This window comes from Pyxidicoccus sp. M6, assembly GCF_055568925.1.
Genome location: NZ_CM145714.1, coordinates 12136483 through 12152940 on the forward strand (window position 1 = coordinate 12136483; position 16458 = coordinate 12152940).

A 16458-nucleotide genomic window follows, 5' to 3' on the forward strand; every position below is an offset into this window, starting at 1 on the left:
GCGAGTCTCGGGAACCCGCGTAGAGTCGACACTTCACCGAGGGGGAACACATGCGTTCACGTCCGACAGCTTCACGCTGCCTGCTGGCCCTGCTGGTTGCACTCGCCGCCTGCTCCGACTCCAGCGACGGCGATGATTCGAACAACCCGGATGCCGGCTCCGGCAGCGACAACTCGAAGGTCGACCGAATCGTCGTCACTCCGGACCAGGCCTTCTTGTGGACGGGGGAGGAATTCACCCTGGCCGCGTTCGCCTACGACAAGAGCGGCAAGCTGTTGAAGGACGTCACGCTCACCTGGTCCGGCACCGACTCCAGCGTGGCGAGCATCAAGGACGGGCGCGTCCAGGCCGCCGCCAACGGAGTGTCGCTGGTGACGGCGTCCGCCGGAGGCGTCACGAGCACGCCGGTGGCGATGCTCGTCGTCGAGGCGCCGGAGAACGTGGCCAGCTCCGATGAGTCCATCGCCGAGGCCGCCGAGGCGGGTCTGCTCACCCCGGACGAGGTGCTCACCTACCGCGTCTACGCCGCGTTCTCGGACCCGCGCCTGCCCGTCCAGTACAAGGGCCGCTCGAGTGGCGCCTTCGAGACCGATGCGCTCCAGGACGTCATCGACCAGTACGACACGCTGTCCGCCGCGACGAAGGCCGCGTTGGACCCGTACCTCGTGCCGCCCGCGGATGGTGCGAGCTGGCTCGCGCCTCCTGGCGGTGGACAGGGGCTCGCCAGCACCAGCCGCCCCACCTGCAAGGCCAGCACGGACGGGTGGGACTTCGTCAACTCCACGCAGGCGAAGGTCAACGTCTGGTACCAGTTCACCGTCCCCGGCCAGAGGGAGAAGGCCGCCGTCGTTTCGGCGGCCATCGAGAACGACATCTGGCCGAAGCTCATCGGCACGCTCGGCTTTCCCGAGCCGCTTTCGGACTCCGGGACGGGATGCCCGCTCAACAGCCCGAAGCTCGACGTGTTCCTCGTGCGCAACGTCGACTTCCGCGGCCTCACCGTCCCCGAGTTCGCCGCGCCGTATCAGTCCTCCGTGTTCATCATGGTGAACGCGTCGTTGTCCGACCCCGAGCTCAAGGCCTCCGCCGCGCACGAGATGATGCACGCCATCCACTGGGCGTACCGGACGAAGGCCATGCAGGCGACCTACGGGTGGATTCGCGACGCCGTCGCCAACTGGGCCATCGACGCCGTGTACGGGAAGACGCTCCAGCTCGAGCAGGACTTCGCGCCCTGCTACCTGAGCACGCCCGAGCTTCCGCTCCAGGACCGCTCCACGGGCCACTGCGGCGGGAGCAAGGCCGGCGCGGAGCGCGACTATGGCGCGTACCTTTGGATCCAGTACGTGGCCAACACGCTGGGCCCGTCGACGGTGAAGAGCATCCTCGCGGCGACGCAGTCCGTGGATACCGGCGTGGAGGCCGTCGACAACGTGGTGCCCGGCGGCTTCCAGAAGCACTGGCCGCTCTTCGGGAAGATGCTGTGGAACGACGCGCCGGTGGACTCGAAGCCGGCGTCGTTCACGACGTGGGACTCGCTGAACCTGGTGGTGGACCACCAGGCCCAGAGCGGAGACCTCGGGGGCGCGGCGGAGAAGAAGGATGAGCTGGAGTCGGAGCTGAAGAACCTCTCGCACCGGGTCTACCACTTCGACTTCCAGGCCTCGGACACGCGCTCGGTGCTCTTCTACAACGGCTTCTTCGAGCCGAAGAAGGCGGGCAAGCACGTCAAGGTGCAGGCGATGTGGATGGACGCCGCGGGCGCGTGGCAGGAGGAGGACTGGTCCGACTACGAGTTCGTCGGGCTGTGCCGCGACATGAAGAACCAGCGCGCGCAGCACCTGGTCCTCGTCCTGAGCAACTCGGAGACCGAGCCGGGTGGCAGCGTGACGGCGGCGAAGACGCCGTACCTGAAGCGCAACAACGTCGGCTGCTGGAAGGTGCAGGGCACGGCGACCGCCGTGGAGAAGCAGCCGTGGTGGACGGGGGTGGGCCGCAAGGGGGTGGCCCAGGTGAGCTTCGAGGTGGATGCCTCGGGGACGCAGCTCGACTTCAAGAGCCCGCTCTTCCCCGACACGCTCCGGGTGGGCGCGAACGTGCTCATGTTCCCGAGCGGCTCGTTCTCCTTCGAGGTGGCCTACGGCGACAGTCCCTGCTCGTACAGCTTTGGCCCCGCCAACTTCGTGCTCGCGCCGCTCTCGGGCTTCATGAAGACGAATCCGTTCCCCGAGCTGCACAGCCCCGACGCCGCGGCGACTTCGTGGCTGCAGCAGCCGTCGCGCGCGTACGTCGCCGCGCTGGTGGACAACTCGGGCGTCTCCGAGGTGGTGACCGGCAAGGACTGCCAGAGCCCCCACTTCGAAGTCACGGGAGGACTGCTCACCACCAATGATGTGAACAACGATGTGTACGTGAATCCGCCCACCGTCCTGCCCGATGGGCGCTTCGTGAAGACCTTCTCCGAGTCGGGGTTCAATTTCGACTGGAGCTTCACGCCGCAGACACAGCCCTGACGCGCGGGCCCGGGTCCCCGTTCGCGCGGAGGCAGCGGCACGAACGGGGCGCGGATTCTTCAGCGCACCGGTAGCTCGCGGAAGTTCAGCCCGTCCAGCTCGAAGCGCTCCACGACGTCCTTGAAGCGCTCGGTGACGATGAGCACGGTCGCGAAGTTGCGCAGGCGGAAGAGGTCGAGGTCCGCCGGGAGGGAGGCGGCGTCGAGGATGGGCTCCTTCGGGAGGCTGAAGCCGTGACGGCCGCACTTGGGGCACGGGGGCGGTGTGCTCTTCGGAATGCAGTCCGCGTGCAGGAGGCCGCGCGGCTCGATGTGCAGGTTGAGAAGTTCAGGGACGCCCTTCGGGCGAAAGAGCATCTCCGTGCGGCAGCCTTGCAGGCCGCAAAGCCCTTCTCGCCGCAATAGCTCCAGAGCATCGGGCCTAACGAGCAGGGTGTCTCCGTACTGATTGATGAATGCGGAGAACGGCCCCCTCGCCTTTCCCACCAATGGGCCGAACAAGGCTCCGGGCCCAAGCGGATAATCCGGAGGGAGCAATGGACGAACCATGTCGCGCAGACGCTCGAACTCCTCGAAGTCCTCTTCCAGGTAGGCCTTCGATAGTTTTTTTGCGACAGGAAGTCCGGAGAGGTCTACAGCAGGGTAGTTGAGCCCCGTTCGAGCCCATGTTGCCTTGCAGAGGGGGCAGGTGATTCCTGGCAGCCCCCACTTGTACGCGGCGTTGTAGCTACCCTTCTGGGTTCTGTAGTCCGCGAGAGGAAGAGTGAAGAAGCGCGACATGGTCATCAGTACTCGATGGGAGGCCCAACCAGTAGATGGTAGGGCAGAATTGGACCTATCAGATTGAAGCGGATGATCAGCTCCCGTGCGTACCGGTACATGTCTTCCCGGTTCGCAAGCTGGTGCTTGCTGAGGAAGGTCCGCCACGCTTCGTTCCATGGCCCGCCGTTGGGCCCCTTGTGGATGCGATGGTGCGTATCGATGTCGAGCAGCATGGTTTCCTTGTGAATGTTGATGCCCTGTTGCTCGAAGCGCTGCCGGAGTCCTTCCTCTCGAGGAAAGATGTGGTGCTTCTCCCGGGGCTTCGTCGCCAGCGCCTGCGCCATCTCCAGCAGCCGCTTCTGACTCGGCAGCAGCTCCCGCCCATACCACCGGATGACGAACACCGGCTCGGACTGCCCGGGCTGGACCCACGGGTATCCCCAGTTCCGCTGCGGTGACTGAACCGCGCTCGGTGGAAGCACGAAGACGCCGCGCGTCCGGACCACGCGTCCGGGCTCGGGCGGCGCGTCCTCACAGCGGAACAGGCCGCACGCGTCCTGCGCACAGACGAACGTGACGCACGCGCCCTCTTCCAGCCGGGTGTACGCCTCCGGGTACTCCGCAGCGTCCCGCTCCACGGGGGACTCCGGAGTCGACGCGCACGACCACAGCACCGCGCACAGCCACAACCACCAACCGCGCTGCCACACCATGAATCCCCCCAGCCAGCCCCGAAGCCCGGGGCCGGCCGGAGGTCATATCAACCACATCTGCAACTCCGTTACTTCTTCCCGTACTCCAGCGCCGTGCCCTTCCGCTTCGCGTAGATGTACGCCTCCATGGCGCGCATCTTCGGGTCATCGTCCGCGAGCGGCTTGCCGCGCACCGGGTTCTCGATGCACCAGTTGATCATGTCGCGCAGCAGCGCCACGCGGCCCAACTGCACCTGGTACTTCGGATACGTCTCCGGGTGCGTGTTGGATGCGTCCGGGTGGCACATGTCACACGAGACGCCCACCGTGCCACCCAGGAGGTCCGCGTCGTGGAACACGCGGTTGCCCTCCTCCACGAAGGCCTGCGTGGACGCCGCCCAGATGGCCTCGTCCCGCTTGGAGAACGCCCCGTACGTGTGCCCGTCCTGCACGTTGGCGCCCTGCTGCTTCTTCACGTCCTTGCCGCCGCTCTCCGGCTTCACGCCCTCGCCAGTCACGGAGCCTCCCGCGGACGGCTTCTGCGGCGTGGAGGGCACCGCCGGAGGACTGCGCGGTCCCTCCGTCTTCGGCGGCGGAGGCGTCTGCGCCACGGCCGGCGCCGGGTCCCAGTTCGCGTCCGGGTTCTTCTTCAGCCACTCCTCCATCAGGGCCCCCGACACGCGCATCGCCTGCTCACGCGTCAGCTTCTGCCCTTCCTTCACGCCGTCCACCTCGAGCGACGTCACGCCGTCACACAACCCCACGACGAGGTCACCGTCCTTCGAGGCCGGCACCTCGTGCTTCTTCTTCACCTCAGCAGCGGCGGGGGCCTCGGCCTTCGACACGGGGCCGCTGGCCAGCGCCACGCCTCCCGCGAAGGACAGCAGCGCGCCCGTTCCCACAAGCAGCTTCATCCGGATGGTCATCGTGTCCCTCGCGCTCAGTAGCTCGGCAGCTTGGTCCGGGGCGGCACATCCTGCTTCCCGCCCGACGTCAGGTAGCTCGCGCGGACGGTGATGGGGTTGCGCTCCCAGAGGTTGTACAGCTTGTCCACCAACCCCGCCTCCAGCACATCCATCCGCCCGTTGCCGCACCCGTCGAACTGGCTGAACGGGTCCGGCCGGTTCATCTGCACCGTCAGCTTCGGCAGGCCCTCCGGCGCGTACGGCCACGGCCACGCCGTGGACAGCATGCCGTGGAAGCTGATGTTCCCAATCTGGTTGCTGAGCAACTGGTGCGTGTGCCCGTGGATGACGGTGACCTTCTCGAAGGGCTTCAGAATCGCCTGCACCTCGTCCGCGTCGTCCGTCCAGAAGTTCCAGGGCCTGTAGTACTTGTAGAGCGGCGAGTGGCTGAAGACGATGACCGGCGTCTTCTTGTCCACCTTCGCCAAATCCTGCTGGAGCCACTGGCGCTGCTCGCCGCCCACCTCGAAGCGCGACTGGAGGCCGTTGTCCAGGCCCGCGACAATCTTCATGCGCTCCATGGGCGTGAGCTTCTTCTCCGTCCAGAAGTCCTTCTCCAGGATGGAGTTGAGCACCACGAAGTGCACGCCCTTGTGGTCGAACGAGTAGTTCGGCGGGCCGAACAGCTCGCGCCACAGCTCGCCCATGTCGAGGAACCAGTCGTGCTCGCCCACCATCATCTTCACGGGCGCCTTGAGGGTCTTCAGAATCTGCGCGCCCAGCTTCAGCTCGTTGGCCTGCCCGAGCTGCGCCAAATCTCCTCCGAAGAGGACGAAGTCCGGCCGCGGGTCCAACGCATTCACGTCGTCCACCGCCTTGAGGATGGCGCGGACGAAGCGGTCATTCAGCTTCTGGTCATACAGGTGCGTGTCGGAGATGTACGCGAAGGTGAAGCGCGGCTTCGTCTCCTGCGCCTCCGCGACGTTGACCAACTGGAAGCTGTGCGGCGTCCTCAGCCCCATGCCGGCGACGATGCCGGCGGAGATGCCCGCCACGCGCATGAAGGCCCGGCGGTCCAGCTTCTTCAGGTCCTCGAAGAAGGTGTCGCGCTCCTCGTGGTGCTTCGTCTCGATGCTGCGGAACTTGTTGGCCATGGGCGACCACCTCCTCAGGGCTTCTTCGTCGAAGCGGGCTTCACGGACACCTCGGTGCCATACACACCGAGCTCCGCGGGGTTCTTCTGGTTCAGGTCCGGGTTGGGCGCCAGGTCACCCAGGTTCCCCTTCTTCCCCATGGCCACGGCGGTGTCCCGCTCGGGCCGCTGGCTCTTCCGCGCGCGCTGCTCGGCCAGCCGCTTCGTGTTCTGCGACGCGAACTTCTCGTCGGTGAGCGTGAAGAGGAAGGCCACCAGGTCGTCGATTTCAGACTCCGTCAGCCCCAGCCGCTGCATCCCCCCGTCGAGGTAGGGATTGGGCACGCCGCCCTTGTTGTAGTGGTCCATCACGTCCCACAGCGTGGTCAGCGAGCCGTCGTGCATGTACGGGCCGGTGATGCCGATGTTGCGCAGCGTGGGCGTCTTGAAGGCGCCCACGTCGTTCTCCTGCTTCGTCACCAGGAAGCGGCCCAGCTCGGAGAAGTTCGTCTGCAGCGCCAGCTCGTCAATCTGCTTCTCGTCGCCGGTGCGGACGACCTTGAGCCCCTCGCGCGCCAGCTTCACGAAGTCCTGCTTGTGCGCGGCGATGCCGATGTTGTGGAACTTCTGGTCGCTGAACAGCGGGTTGACGGCGTTGCCCGCGTGGCAGGTGTTGCAGCGGCCCTTGCCGTTGAAGAGCGCCCAGCCGCGGCGCTCGGCGTCGCTGAAGGCCTTCGTCTCACCGTGGATGAAGCGGTCGAACTTCGCGTTGCCGGAGAAGAGCGTGCGCTCGAAGGCGCCGATGGCCGCCGCCAGGTCGTCGTAGTTGACGTCGCGGTTGAAGACCTTGCGGAACTCCGCCTGGTACTCGGGGATGGCCTTCACCTTGGCCACCACGGCCTCCGCGTTGGGCTGGCCCATCTCGCGGGGATTGAGGATGGGCAGCTTCGCCTGGTCCTCCAGCGTGGCCGCGCGGCCGTCCCAGAACTGCGAGGCATTGAACATGGCGTTGAGGATGGTGGGGCTGTTGCGCGTCACCTTCTGCGCCTTCACGCCCTCGGACACCGGCTTGCCGTCGGCGAAGCCGAGCTTCTCGTCATGGCAGGTGGCGCACGACGTGGAGTCGTCCACCGACAGGCGCTTGTCATTGAAGAGCTTCTCGCCCAGGGCCACCTTCTCCGGCGTGGGCGCGGCATCCGCGGGGACGCTCAGCTTCCACAGGGCGGGCGACACACCCGGCGGCAGGTCGGCCGGAGGTGGGGCGGCTTGCTTCGGGGGGGGCTCCGCATGCCCGTTCAGGGCGTACAGGAGGGCGATGAGCGACAGGGCAACGCCAGGCGGCGTTCGCATTCAGTGCCTCCCTACCAGCCAGGTGCGCACCGCGAGAAGTTCACGGTGAGAGGCCGGAACGAGTCTCCCGCGAAATCACCACCGTCCCAGGGCTTGCGTCCAGCCGCCCCGGGAACGAGTGTCGGGCACTGGAGGGTTGGCCATGCAGGAGGCGCTCATGGTCGACCCGGGAGAGCTGCGCGAGGGAATGACGGCGAAGGACCTGCAAGGACGGAGGCTCGGCACGGTGGTGCACGTGGGAGACACGCACTTCGAGTTGGAGCAGGGCTGGCCGGCGCGGCGCGAGTTCATGGTGCGCTTCCACGCGGTGGACCGCGTGGAGCACGGCGAGGTGTTCCTCCACCCCGGCCATGGCGTGGACGTCCCCGTCGAGAATGAGGAAGCGAGCGCCGCTCAGCCCTGACGTCCGGGCAGGCGCAGGTCCCGCGACACGAAGAGCAGCGCGGAGGCCGTCGCCGGAGCGAGCACCGCGGCGATGATGACGGCCCAGTCCACCGGGCCGCGCGCCCGCGCGACATTGAACGTCGCGGCCTGCACGAAGGTGAGACACGCGTCCGACGCGGTGAGCATTCCCAGCGCGGTGGCCAGGCTGTCCCGCCAGCGGCGCACCAGCGAGAAGAGGCCGACGGCCAGGCCCACGTCGAACAGCACCCAGCCCCACTGCACCGACAGCGAGGGGAACCAGCGCTCGGTGGCGGGCAGCGCCAGCAGCGCCGTCCACGGCACCAGCAACAGCGCCAGCACGTGCACCAGCAGGCGCGGACGCCGCAGCACCGTGGCCACGCCGAAGCGCAGCAGGCTGCCCCGCGCGAAGGCTCGCAGTGAGTCGTACACGGCGGCGAGCCCGCCGTTGCGCCGCGGGTAGGCCACGTGGATGGGCACCCATTCGTCAGGGCGGAACTTGGCCTTGAAGGCGCGCAGGCCCTCGAAGTCGAACAGCGGCCGGCCACAGACGCGCGCCAGTCGGAGCCAGGGACGCACGGGCCCGGCGAGCGGCGCGAGGCCCAGCGTCACGTAGCGCCGCCCTTCCGCCGCCGCCGCGCGCATGGCCGCGTCCACCAGCGTCTCCGCCATGCCGTTGGGCGCGTCCGGGTCTCGCAGCAAGTCTTGAAGGAACCAGCCCTCGCGTGCGTACACGGGCGACACCGCGAGGAAGCCCACCAGCCTTCCGTCCACCTCGGCGGCGAAGGCACGGCGCTCGCGGGCGAAGGCGTAGGGGCGGAGCTGCACGAGGAAGCCCATGGGAGCCATGCGACGCGACGCCAGCCACCGCGCCTTGAGCGCGTCCAGCGCGCGGCGCGTGGGGTGGGCCGGGTCCTCCAGCACGGGCGCGGGGACTTCCCGCACCGTCACGCCGTGCTTGCGGGCGCGGCGCAGCTGCTCGCGGAGGTTGCGGCTGCCTCGCACGACTTCGTCCCAATGCGTCGGGTCCCATACGGGCTGCTCGCCCACGGGCAGGGCCTGCATCGGCACCAACTGCGTGAAGCGAGGCTCGGTGGCGAAGAAGCACACGCGCCGGCCCGCCGCGCGCGCGGCCTCCTGGAAGTCGGCCGTGACGGCGGGCAGGCGCTCCGGCGAGGCGATGGGCCCGCCCGCGGCCACCCACGCGCCGCCCGTGTCCACGTAGGCCACGCATGCATCGCCCACCGGGTCGAACCAGTAGCGGAAGCCCGGCTGGAGCACCTGGAAGGACGTGGCGTTCCAGCCGTGCTGGCGCAGCAGTTCCAGCACGCGCATGCGCTCGGCAGCGGCGTCCTCGTCCGTTGGCTTCATGCCGGCCGCGGACCGGTCCGCCTCGGGGCTCCCGGTCCGCTCGCCTTCTGTCCCGCTCGACTTCATGCCGGCTGCGGTCCCGTCCGCCGCGGGCCGCCCACGCCGCGCTCCATCCGCCGCGAGTCTTCCAGCCTGCGACGGTTGGCCCCGAGCAAGTCGCTTCGGGTGATGATGCCCACCACGCGCGTGGGCGCATCACGGTGCACCACCGGCAGCCGGCCCACGCCCTCCTCCACCATCAGGTCCGCCGCCTCGCGCAACGAGCTGTCCGCGTACGCCACCGCCGGAGGACGCATCAGCAACTCACGCACACGCCGGCCCGTGGCCTCGCGTCCGTCCAGCAAGTCGCGGCGGGTGACGACTCCGACGAGCGCACCACCCGCCACCACCGGGAAGCCCTGGTGCGTGGTGCCCTGTGCACCAGAGGCGAGCCAGGCGCGCACCTCGTCCAGAGGGCGGTCCGCCTCCAGCGTCACGACGGGACGCAGGCCCACGTCGCGCACCAGCGCCTGTCCCAGCGCGTCCACGCCGTACTCCATGAGCACGCGCCCGCCACGTCGGGCCAGCTTCTCCGTCATGATGGAGTGGCGCATCAGCAGCGCGGACACGAGGTACGCCGCCGCGCAGCCGCCCAGCAGCGGCAGCAGGCCCATGGGCTGGCGCGTCGTCTCGAAGGCGAACACCACCGAGGCCAGCAGCGCGCGCGACGCGCCCGCGAAGATGGCCGCCATGCCCACCAGCGCCGCCATGCGCACGTCCACGCCGAGGCCCGGCGCCACGTACGTCGCCAGCAACCCCAGCCCGGAGCCCAGTCCACCGCCCAGGGTGAAGAGCGGCGCCAGCGTGCCGCCCGAGGTGCCGCTGCCCAGCGCCACCGACCACGAGATGAACTTCATCGCGCAGAACATCAGCATCGCCGTGCCCACGAAGCGGCCGGAGAGGATGTCCTCGATGTTGGTGTAGCCCACGCCCAGCGTGCGCGGCGAGAGGAAGCCGACCACGCCCACCACCACGCCGCCCAGCGCCGGCCACCACATCCAGTGCAGCGGCAGCTTCTCGAAGGCGTCCTCAATCGCATACACCGCGCGAGTGGCCAGCATGGAGGCCACGCCCACCACCGCGCCCAGCACGACGTAGAAGGCCAGCGCGGCGTCCGTCGGAGGCATGAGGTCCGGCATGGCGAAGGCGGGCGCGCCGCCCACGAAGGCCAGGCGCACACCCGTCGCGGTGGCGGTGGCCAGCGCCACGGGGATGACGGAGCGCGGCCGGTACTCGAACAGCAGCAACTCCACCGCGAGCAGCACCGCGGACACCGGCGCGCCGAACGTCGCCGCCATGCCCGACGCCGCGCCCGCGGCCAGGAGCGCCTTGCGCTCGTCCGCCGTGACGTGGAGCAACTGCCCCACCAGCGAGCCCAGCGCGCCGCCCGTGGCGATGATGGGGCCCTCCGCGCCGAACGGGCCGCCGGTGCCGATGGCCACCGCCGCCGACAGCGGCTTGAGGAACGTCATGCGCGGCGGAATCCGGCTCTGGTTGTAGAGCACCTGCTCCATCGCCTCGGGGATGCCGTGCCCGCGAATGGCCCGCGAGCCATAGCGCGCCATGAGGCCGACGATGATGGCGCCCACCACCGGCACCACAATGACCCACGGCCCCAGCGTGTTGTCCGCGGGAGACACCGGTGCCGTGGTGAAGCGGCCGAAGAAGGCCACGTTGGTGAAGAAGTGGATGAGCGAGCCCAACACCTGCGCCACCAGCCCGGCCGCGATGGCGATGACCACGGAGATGCCGCTGATGAAGACCACGCGCCGGTCCACCGGCTCCACGGCGCGCGGCGCGCGCACGCCCGCGAGCGTGGGGCCCATCGACGGGGCCACCGGCAACTTCTCCCGCGCCTCCGGGCCGGTGCCCAGGCCTTCTTCGACGCGTTCTACTTCAGGCCGCTCCATTCACCTTCTCCTTGCGCCGCCTGGGCGGCTTCGATTCTTCCTCGAAGAAGAGCGGCGGCGATTCACCATCCAGCCCCAGCTCCGACACCAGCGCGGACAGTCCGCGCGCCAATCCCTCGCGCACCTCGGGCTTCAGCTTCCGCAGGCCGGCGATGAGCTGCGCCTGCGCCATGGGCGGGGCCTCGCGCAGCACCGCCCGGCCGGCCGGAGCCAGCGACACCTCCACCTTGCGGCCGTCCTCCGGTGAGGGCCGGCGCGTGACGAGCCCCCGCTCGATGAGGCGCGTCACCACCACCGACACGCTGCTCTGGTGTGTGAGGGTGGCTTCCGCCAGGGTGTTGATGGAGCAGGGCCCGGCCTCCGCCAGCCGCTGCAGCACGAAGAGCTGCGCGCCGCTGATGCCCACCAGCCGCTCGGAGGCCCGGGCGGAGACGCGCAAGAGCCGCACGAGGCGACGGATGCCGTCCATCACTTCCCGCACCTCGCCCTGCTCCACGCCCGCGCCGTGATTTGTATGGGAGCCCATGTAACTTGCGCCGAAGGTACGCGCCGGGTGTTTCGCTCGCAATCGAAACGCATCACGCCCGCCGGGCAGGCAGGCACCCGGACTTCCAGCGTGAATCACCCGGACTCATGGATGTGCGGATGCGCCGGACGCGTACACAGGCACCGAGCAGCGGAGCGCAAGGTCATCCGCGACCACTTGGAATACGTCGCCGGTCCGTCGACAAAATCACACGCCGGCGAGCCACTCGCGCCGTCTTCCCGCAACAAGAGACACGCCCTTCTCCTCAGGAGCACGTGGTTTGACATCCACACGTCTGGCCTGCGCACTGGCCACCCTGTTCTCCCCCTTCATCGCCTTCGCCGACGCCGAGCCTGGAGGCGTGCGCACCAACACCGCGCGCCTGATGACGACGGACGCGGCGGAGGTCATCGACGCTCCCGTCCTCGGACTCCAGCGCACCGCCATTCCGCTCTTCGCGGGGCTCGCCGTAGACACGTCGCTATACGCGGACGCGCTGCTGGCCCCCAACCTGGGCCTGCGCTGGGCGCTGGCCGCGGGCCCGCACCGCTTCGTGGTGGGCGCGCGCTACACCGAGTTCATCGGCAAGTCGGTCTACTCGGACGCCGTGACGTCCAACGCGCCCGCCATCAAGAGCTTCGAGCCGGAGCTCTCCGGCCCGTCGTTCTACGGCGTCTACGGCCTCGCGCTCGGGCCGCTCCAACTCCAGGGCGAGGCGCGCTACGGCCACTACACCACCGACTACCTGTCCTTCACCGGTGGAGCCGGGGTCAACTTCGCCGGCCACTGGAGCGTGGTGGCCGAGGCCGGTGTGCGCGTGAAGGGAGGCTCCGCCTTCCGCGCGGCGGCCGGCATCCGCTACGGCGGTGACGGCCTGGGCTTCGGGCTCGGCGCCGCCTACGTGGACATGAGCGACCCGGCCCTCCCCGGCGAGAGCCTCCCCGTGCTTCCCGTCCTCGACCTCTCCTGGACCTTCCGATGATGACCCGCGCCTTCTTCGCTTCGTGCCTCCTCGTGCTGTCCGCGTGCTCGGCGGAAATCTCCGTCCAGACGGAGCCCTTCGACACGACGGTGCCCGTCACCTCCATCCTCGAGCCCGTCTACGCCGAGGTGGCGCTCGACCTGCCGGAGGAGACTGTCAACACCCAGGACCTGGACATCACCGTGGAGGAGGTGGCCGCCACCCTCGCGGTGGTGAACCCATCACCCACGCTGACGCTGCGCACGTCCGCGCGGCTGTCCTTCACCGGCACCGCCACGCCGGACAAGCCGAAGACGTACACGGACCTCAACCGGCCCGCCTACTACGCCACCGCGGCGGAAATCCTCCCCGTGCGCGACTTCGCGCCCAACTCACGCACCGAGGTGCGCATCGACAACCCCGCGCTGAAGGACGCCATCGGCAAGCGGCGCGTCTGGTTCATCGTCAGCAACACGGTGGTGCGCAGCGGCCTCGGCACGCCGGTGCTGCCGGTGAACATCCGGCTCGAGGACGTCATCTTCACGGCGCTCATCACCAAGCCCTTCCCCGGGTTGGGCGGCGCGCTGGAAGTGGGCGGGCTGTAGCGCGTCAGTGGGGGCCGGGCGTGGCGCTCTCTTCCTTCATCCACGCCCGGACCTCCGGCGACAACTGGCCGAGGCACTTCGCGCAGTAGTGGCCGGTGCTGTGGTCCGCGGAGGAGATGGCCTTGCCCTTCGCGTCCGACATGACGCAGCCGTCCGTCTCGCAGTGGTCGAAGCCCAGCGTGTGGCCGAACTCGTGGATGGCCACGTCCCCCACACGCCGCAGCAGCACTGCCCTCGTCTTGCTGTGCTTCCGGTAGATGTGCGTGGACAGCACGCAGGACAGGCCGCCCATGTTGCCCAGCCCGGCGATGCCCCAGTCGGGGATGTCGCCCTTCGTGGTGGAGATTTCCTCCTCGGTGACGGCCACCACCTTCCACGCGCCCGGCGGCGGGGCGGCGTCGATGGCCTCGAGCAGCTTCTCCGCGCGCCAGCGCTTGCGGGGCGCGTACCAGGCTGCCTTCGGCAGCTTGCGGGGCGTCTCGAAGCGCACCTGCACGCGCAGCCGCGCCTGGATTTCGCTGGCCACCCTGTCCAGCACGTCCTGGCTCACCTTGCCCAACGGGAGGATGGCCACCACCGGCTCGGAGGACGGTGACGCGGGCGCCGCGGCGGCGGGCAGCACCGGGAGTAGTACGGAGAGGCACAGCAGCAGCGCACGGGAGTGAAGGCGCATGGCCGCATGCTAGCCCTCCGTCCCGGGGTCGGGGGAAGTGGTCATATCGTCCCGCCGTGGAGTGGCCATTGCTCCGACCACTTCCCTGGACGATACGTGCGCGGGAAAGAGAGGACACCATGTCGTCCACCACCGCGTCCGTCAGCCACATTCCTCCCGCCACCCAGACAGAAGCCCCGACGCTGCGACGAACACTGGGGTTGTGGCAGGGCGTGTCGCTCTACGTCGGCTCGGTGCTCGGGTCCGGGGTGCTGGTGCTGCCGGCCATCGCGGCGGAGACGGCGGGCCCGGCGTCGGTGCTGGCGTGGCTGGGGCTGGTGCTGCTGTCGGTGCCGCTGGCGCTCACGTACGCGGCGCTGTCGCGGCAGCGGGCGGACGCGGCCGGGTTCTCGGATGCGATTGAGCGCGCCTTCGGCCCACACTGGGGCGCCGTCGCGGGCTGGCTCTTCCTGGCGCAGGTGCCCATGGGGACTTCCGTGGTGGTGCTCATCGCCGGTGAGTACGGCGCGAGTGTGCTCGGCGGCGGACAGGACATGGCCTTCGCCTTCGGAGCAGCGATGGTCGTCACCGCATACGCGCTCAACTTCGTGGGCCTGCGCGTCAGCGCGACGGCGCAGCTCGTGACGCTCGCGGTGATTGTCCTCGGGCTGGGGCTGATTGTCGGATGCGCGATGCCGGAGGTGGAGCCCCGGGCCTTCACGCCGTTCTTCTCGAAGGGGCCCGTCGCCGTGGGGCTCGCGGCGGTGCAGCTCTTCTGGGCCTTCGTCGGCTGGGAGGCGATTACGCCGCTGGCCCGCGAGTTCAAGGACCCGCGAGACATCTGGCGGGCGAGCCTGCTCGCGGTGGGCATCGTCGCGCTCGTCTACCTGCCGCTGGCCATCGTCACCATCGGCGCGATTGGACACGGGGACACGCACGCGCAGACGCCGCTCGTGCTGCTGGCGGCGAAGGTCTTCGGGCCGAGCGCCTCGCGCGTGGTGGGCATCGCCGGACTGCTGCTGTCGTTCATCCCGGTGAATGCGTACGTGGCGGGCACCAGCCGCCTCGTCTTCGCGCTGGGCGAGCGGCGCCAGCTTCCCGCGTGGCTCGGCGTCACCTCCGCGTCGGGCACGCCGCACCGGGCGCTCGCGGCGCTGCTCACCGTGGTGCTGGTGGCGCTGTCCGTGACGTGGCTGGGCCGGCTGCGCATCGCGGACCTGCTGCCGTTCTCCACGTCGTCCTTCCTGGCGACCTACGTGCTGTCCATGGCCGCCGCCGTGAAGCTGCTGAAGGGGCCGATGGCCCGCGCGGCCATCCTGTCGCTGGTGGTGTGCACGGCGGTGTTCTTCTTCGTGGGGACGCTCATCGCCTGGGTGGTGGCCGTCTCCATCTGCGCGCTCGCCTACCAGCGCTTCGCCGGCCCGAAGGCGGCGTAGCTCCGACTCACTCGGGCGCGGTCCAGAGCTCGCGTCGTGGACCGCTGACGACCACGTCCCCCAGCCGCAGCGCCTCCTCGAAGTCGTGCGTCGCGATTCGCAGGAGGCTTCGGGCGAACCTTCCCAGGGCCGCGAGATTCCCGCCCCGTCCGGCGCGATAGGCCAATCGCAGGGGCGCCTCCCCGGCACCGGCGAGGCGGTACCGCCGCGTACCGCCCACCCGAACCCTCCCTGAAGCGTCAGGCAAGGCGCGTCTCACCCCTCGTCGGTGTCGTCCTCGTCGGCGGCGCTGTCCGCCGCCGGCTTGCCACGACCCAGCAGCCGGTCGATGTCCGAGCGCGCCTCCGCGGCCTGCCCGGCGCTGATGCGATTCACCGACTCCAGCTGGTCCACAATCCAGTGCGCGCGCTTCCACAGCGCGCGAGAGCCGGAGGACGGTGAGCGCTTGCGAGGCGCCGGCAGCATGGCGGCCATGATGGCCCCCTGCGCCACGGTGAGCTGCGACGCGGACACGCCGAAGTGCTCTCGCGCGCCGGCCTCGATTCCGTAGACGCCCTGCCCCCACTCGGCGACGTTGAGGTACAGCGTGAGGATGCGCTTCTTGGTGAGCGCGTCCTCCAGCCTGCGCGTCAGCACCAACTCCTTCGCCTTGCGCAGCAGGCTGCGGTCCGTGGACAGCCAGAGATTCTTCGCGAGCTGCTGGGTGATGGTGGACGCGCCCCGGCCGAGGTGCTTCTTCTCCCAGGCCTCCTCCAGCGCCTTGCGCATCTCGATGGTGTCCACGCCTTCGTGGACGTAGAAGGCCGCGTCCTCGGAGATGAGCACCGCGGCCACGGCGTGCTTGGAGATGGCATTCAGCGGCACCCACTGCTGGCGGCGGCGGGGCTTCTTCCCCGCCTCCCGCGCCTCCTCCGCGCGCTTCTCGATGAGCGCCGTCGTCTTCGGGTTCTCCTTCTCCAGCGGCGCGGCGTCCGGCAGCGTGACGTACTCGTACACGGCGAAGACGACGAACAGCGCGGCGAGCACCAGCAGGACCTTGCGGCGCAGGGACTTCCGCCCCGTCGGCGCGGCGGCGCCAGACGGCGGCGTCACCGCACTGACAGGCGACGAGGAAGCATTGCCCGGCTCGGGCGCGGCGGGTGCCGGGGGCGAGTGCGCGGGCTCCACGGGGTCTGGAGCGGGCTGACCATCCGATGACGACAT

16 protein-coding genes are annotated in these 16458 nt (G+C 69.3%); 5 read left to right on the forward strand and 11 right to left on the reverse strand.

Annotated elements, in window-relative coordinates:
* The first annotated feature begins 50 nt into the window (after positions 1-50).
* Positions 51-2513 carry an Ig-like domain-containing protein gene (locus tag ACVTJA_RS47810; protein WP_465830966.1) on the forward strand — a complete coding sequence of 821 codons (2463 nt, stop codon included), beginning with the start codon at positions 51-53 and terminating at the stop codon, positions 2511-2513.
* A 59-nt stretch (positions 2514-2572) separates the two neighbouring features.
* On the opposite strand, the gene sitI6 is transcribed toward ACVTJA_RS47810, so the two are convergent.
* From sitI6 to ACVTJA_RS47835, 5 genes are all read right to left on the reverse strand, one after another.
* A complete protein-coding gene (gene sitI6 / locus ACVTJA_RS47815; protein ID WP_465830967.1) occupies positions 2573-3292 on the reverse strand; it encodes a SitI6 family double-CXXCG motif immunity protein in 720 nt (239 codons plus the stop codon).
* A gap of 5 nt (positions 3293-3297) precedes the next feature.
* Positions 3298-3987, reverse strand: a complete 690-nt coding sequence (gene sitA6, locus ACVTJA_RS47820; protein WP_465830969.1) for a SitA6 family polymorphic toxin lipoprotein — start codon at positions 3985-3987, stop codon at positions 3298-3300.
* 68 nt (positions 3988-4055) lie between these two features.
* On the reverse strand, positions 4056-4880 hold the full coding sequence (locus ACVTJA_RS47825; RefSeq protein WP_465830971.1) for a c-type cytochrome: 825 nt from the start codon (positions 4878-4880) through the stop codon (positions 4056-4058).
* Between the two features lie 26 nt (positions 4881-4906).
* Positions 4907-6025, reverse strand: coding sequence for a metallophosphoesterase family protein (locus tag ACVTJA_RS47830; RefSeq protein WP_465830973.1), 1119 nt, complete (start codon positions 6023-6025; stop codon positions 4907-4909).
* Between the two features lie 14 nt (positions 6026-6039).
* Complete coding sequence (locus ACVTJA_RS47835; RefSeq protein ID WP_465830975.1) at positions 6040-7353, reverse strand: cytochrome-c peroxidase; 1314 nt, start codon at positions 7351-7353, stop codon at positions 6040-6042.
* A gap of 142 nt (positions 7354-7495) precedes the next feature.
* Between ACVTJA_RS47835 and ACVTJA_RS47840 the strand changes: the two genes are divergently transcribed.
* On the forward strand, positions 7496-7756 hold the full coding sequence (locus tag ACVTJA_RS47840; RefSeq protein WP_465830977.1) for a DUF2171 domain-containing protein: 261 nt from the start codon (positions 7496-7498) through the stop codon (positions 7754-7756).
* On the opposite strand, the gene ACVTJA_RS47845 is transcribed toward ACVTJA_RS47840, so the two are convergent.
* The 3 genes from ACVTJA_RS47845 to ACVTJA_RS47855 all read right to left on the reverse strand — a co-directional run bounded on the left by ACVTJA_RS47845 (position 7747) and on the right by ACVTJA_RS47855 (position 11601).
* Complete coding sequence (locus tag ACVTJA_RS47845) at positions 7747-9126, reverse strand: bifunctional lysylphosphatidylglycerol flippase/synthetase MprF (protein WP_465830979.1); 1380 nt, start codon at positions 9124-9126, stop codon at positions 7747-7749. The genes ACVTJA_RS47840 and ACVTJA_RS47845 overlap by 10 nt on opposite strands.
* 62 nt (positions 9127-9188) lie before the next feature.
* Entirely contained in the window at positions 9189-11075 is a 1887-nt protein-coding gene (locus ACVTJA_RS47850) for a chloride channel protein (protein ID WP_465830981.1), read from the reverse strand.
* Positions 11062-11601 carry a MarR family winged helix-turn-helix transcriptional regulator gene (locus ACVTJA_RS47855; protein ID WP_465830983.1) on the reverse strand — a complete coding sequence of 180 codons (540 nt, stop codon included), beginning with the start codon at positions 11599-11601 and terminating at the stop codon, positions 11062-11064. Before ACVTJA_RS47855 ends, ACVTJA_RS47850 begins: the two co-directional genes overlap by 14 nt.
* A gap of 280 nt (positions 11602-11881) precedes the next feature.
* On the opposite strand from ACVTJA_RS47855, the gene ACVTJA_RS47860 reads away from it, so the two are divergent.
* Entirely contained in the window at positions 11882-12583 is a 702-nt protein-coding gene (locus tag ACVTJA_RS47860; protein ID WP_465830985.1) for a hypothetical protein, read from the forward strand.
* Entirely contained in the window at positions 12580-13167 is a 588-nt protein-coding gene (locus ACVTJA_RS47865; RefSeq protein WP_465830987.1) for a hypothetical protein, read from the forward strand. Before ACVTJA_RS47860 ends, ACVTJA_RS47865 begins: the two co-directional genes overlap by 4 nt.
* Before the next feature lie 4 nt (positions 13168-13171).
* Here the strand turns inward: ACVTJA_RS47865 and ACVTJA_RS47870 are convergent, their stop codons facing one another.
* Positions 13172-13840, reverse strand: coding sequence for a hypothetical protein (locus ACVTJA_RS47870; protein WP_465830989.1), 669 nt, complete (start codon positions 13838-13840; stop codon positions 13172-13174).
* Between the two features lie 119 nt (positions 13841-13959).
* Between ACVTJA_RS47870 and ACVTJA_RS47875 the strand changes: the two genes are divergently transcribed.
* Positions 13960-15255: an amino acid permease gene (locus ACVTJA_RS47875; RefSeq protein WP_465830991.1), complete on the forward strand. Its 1296-nt coding sequence runs from the start codon at positions 13960-13962 to the stop codon at positions 15253-15255.
* 7 nt (positions 15256-15262) lie between these two features.
* Here the strand turns inward: ACVTJA_RS47875 and ACVTJA_RS47880 are convergent, their stop codons facing one another.
* Together ACVTJA_RS47880 and mtgA are read right to left on the reverse strand one after the other, a co-directional pair.
* Positions 15263-15421: a hypothetical protein gene (locus ACVTJA_RS47880; RefSeq protein WP_465830993.1), complete on the reverse strand. Its 159-nt coding sequence runs from the start codon at positions 15419-15421 to the stop codon at positions 15263-15265.
* Between the two features lie 89 nt (positions 15422-15510).
* A complete protein-coding gene (gene mtgA, locus ACVTJA_RS47885) occupies positions 15511-16458 on the reverse strand; it encodes a monofunctional biosynthetic peptidoglycan transglycosylase (protein WP_465830994.1) in 948 nt (315 codons plus the stop codon).